4 protein-coding genes and 1 pseudogene are annotated in these 2,361 nt (G+C 62.9%); 1 reads left to right on the forward strand and 4 read right to left on the reverse strand.

The annotated features are described in order from the left end of the window. Positions 1 to 249 precede the first annotated feature (249 nt). Complete coding sequence (locus tag ADL01_RS44790; protein WP_159049577.1) at positions 250 to 462, reverse strand: hypothetical protein; 213 nt, start codon at positions 460 to 462, stop codon at positions 250 to 252. A 509-nt stretch (positions 463 to 971) separates the two neighbouring features. Between ADL01_RS44790 and ADL01_RS42240 the strand changes: the two genes are divergently transcribed. Next, positions 972 to 1,481 carry an SUKH-3 domain-containing protein gene (locus ADL01_RS42240; protein WP_078960622.1) on the forward strand — a complete coding sequence of 170 codons (510 nt, stop codon included), beginning with the start codon at positions 972 to 974 and terminating at the stop codon, positions 1,479 to 1,481. A 115-nt stretch (positions 1,482 to 1,596) separates the two neighbouring features. Here the strand turns inward: ADL01_RS42240 and ADL01_RS46345 are convergent. The 3 genes and pseudogenes from ADL01_RS46345 to ADL01_RS46350 form a co-directional block, all read right to left on the reverse strand. Beyond that, a pseudogene (locus ADL01_RS46345) lies at positions 1,597 to 1,811 on the reverse strand (tyrosine-type recombinase/integrase); the annotation flags it as partial. 133 nt (positions 1,812 to 1,944) lie between these two features. After that, on the reverse strand, positions 1,945 to 2,193 hold the full coding sequence (locus ADL01_RS19465; protein WP_053743293.1) for a hypothetical protein: 249 nt from the start codon (positions 2,191 to 2,193) through the stop codon (positions 1,945 to 1,947). After that, positions 2,181 to 2,361, reverse strand: a 181-nt coding sequence (locus ADL01_RS46350) for a hypothetical protein (protein ID WP_078960623.1), incomplete at its 5' end; no start/stop codon positions are given. The genes ADL01_RS19465 and ADL01_RS46350, both read right to left, overlap by 13 nt.

Genomic DNA, 2,361 nt, shown 5'->3' on the forward strand with positions numbered 1-2,361 from the left:
CGGGGCCCGGGAGTACGACCAGGGGGCGGGGCGGTTCCTGTCGGCGGATCCGATTATTGATCTCGCGGATCCGGTGCAGATGAACGGGTACGCGTACTCAATAACAGTCCGATCAGTAAGAGTGACCCCAGCGGATTGTGTGCGTCCGTTGACTGCCCGACCCGGCCCGACGCGAATTCCGAGAACACGACTCCGGGTCACGTTCCGGGTAAGAAAAAGGATTCCCAGAACCATCAGGCGGCGGTGAGCTCAGGTAATGCGCGAGGTGTTGGTGACGATTTCCGTAGAAAATATCAGGAAGTTTATCCAACCGTCTATGTGGACCGCAGCTGGAAATATGCGAACCAGTTCGGGAGCATGCTCACGCAGACAATCGACAATGCGTGCAGGGATGCGTACGGTACTTGCCTGGGAGCGGAAGACGCTGAGCAGGCTGATTTCGATCGAAAAGCTCTGGCTCACTTCAAGTTCCTAGCCTGCATACGGCTTGGGCGAGAGAGTGGCTGCCTGGGCAAGATTGCTACGCTCGGATCGGGCATGGCCGCAGTGGCCATGATGGCGGGAGGGTCCGGAGAAGGGCCGGGAGGCTTGGGGGGCGGCGGAAGTCGACCTTCTCGGAACCTGGGTGACTATGCCGACAGCGTTCGCAACGAACCTGGGGCGAAGTTTGCCTCCGAGTACACGTCTCCTTCAGGAGCGCAGTACTACGGCCGCAATAAGCATGGCCATCAGGCCGAAGGGGAGCTGGCGAACGTGCTTGAGCAGACGGGTCATCATGGGGGATGTGCGGAAGTCCACTGTCTTATTCAGGCTCAGGCAGCGGAGGGGCCCGAGGCAATCAGGGGAGGGACTATGCGAACAGTGAGGACGCGGAATAATTCCATGCCAACATCGAGTACGACCGGACATGGCGAACCGGCCCATCCCTGTGGTCGTTGCGGTCGACTCTTGGATGAATTGGGGATCGGCTGATGCCTATCATTCGATTTGACTCGCTGAGTCAAGCCACGCTCGGGGCGCTTTCCGCATCTGGATGGAGCCCGGGAAGAACCGTTGAAAGCGATCAATGGGTGAAACCGCTGGAAGGTGAGGGCTACCGTGTCCACTCGCTAGCCGAAGAAGTCCTCGCGAAACTGGGAGGGCTGTCAGTTGAGCCCATCAATCGAGTTGGGCCGAATTTCACCAACGACGAGCCCTACAACTTCGACCCGTTCGCGGCTGGGTCTGGTCAGCGTGCTCTCGCCATGGAGGTGGAGAGTGTCCTCGGTGGGCAGTATTTTCCGATCGGTGAATGGCTCAGTTATTCGAGCGTCTTCATCGAGGCGGGGGGAAGGGTAGTAGCTGCTGGAATGGGTTGGATTTGGGAGCTCGGATCGACCTTCGAGGAGTCATTGGAGCTGGCGGTATGCGCTGGGCGTCCGTTGCTCTGTCTGCACTCTGATCCTGGCCTAGATCCTTGGCCGCCGAATAATTCGGTCTAGCTAATATCGCTTGCGTCGGGGTCAACCTAGCGGGGCTTGAAGGCGCTGTGACGACAGTAGTTGACGGCAACGGCGGCGGCCACTGGGGTGTCCGCCGCCGTTGCGGTCGAGTCTGTCAGGGGCGGTAGTCGAGGGTCACACCGAGCGTTTCGAGGGCCTGGCGTTGAATGCGGAGGCGCACGTGCGCGTAGACGGTGGCGGTGACGCCGATGTGGGCGTGTCGGAGAAGCTCCTTGATCACGACCACTCGACGCACTCCTCCAGGAGGAGGGTCGCGGTGGAGTGGCGAAGGTCGTGGAAGCGGACACGGGGGAGGGCGGCGAGACGGAGATGGGCACGGCACGCACGTCAGGGCCCGTCCCTGCCGGGGCTGACGAGTACGGGGAAGCCTCGAACGGTTGCGCCCGGCAGGGACGGGAGTTGGGTGGTCAGCGCGTTGCGGCGCCTGGGCGGGCGGGGCGGGTCACGTCTGGCGGCGCCAGGTCTGCCAGGGGCGGGTGATGATCTCCCGGTAGGTGTGGTGGGACGGGTTCTGGCCGCAGTGCCGCAGTATCCAGTCCTGCGGTTCGGCGAACTCCTCGCTTGTCGGTGAGGTCTCTCTGTCCACGGCGCACTGCATCGCGTACAGGAATGGCTCCGCGTCCGGCTCGCGGTCGGGCTGGAGCGTCCAGGTCTCGTAGCGCAGGACCGAGCGCGGGGTCACCGTCCCCACCTCCGGTGGGCCACGGCTACCTTCGCGCTCAACTCCTCCGTGGGAGTCGGCGGACGTACGTCCTCGGGTGGCACGTCCCACTCCCGGCCACCGCGCGGTGGCCGAAGCTGTACGTACGTCCCCACATGCCCTATCACCACGCCCACCTTGCCGCTTCGCCGGTCGACC

It is taken from the genome of Streptomyces sp. NRRL WC-3618 (assembly GCF_001280005.1).
Lineage (GTDB): Bacteria > Actinomycetota > Actinomycetes > Streptomycetales > Streptomycetaceae > Streptomyces.

What these genes read in the sequence shown, in the direction of transcription:
- ADL01_RS42240 (WP_078960622.1), top strand. Translation starts at nt 972, where the DNA reads ATGCCTATCATTCGATTTGACTCGCTGAGTCAAGCCACGCTCGGGGCG.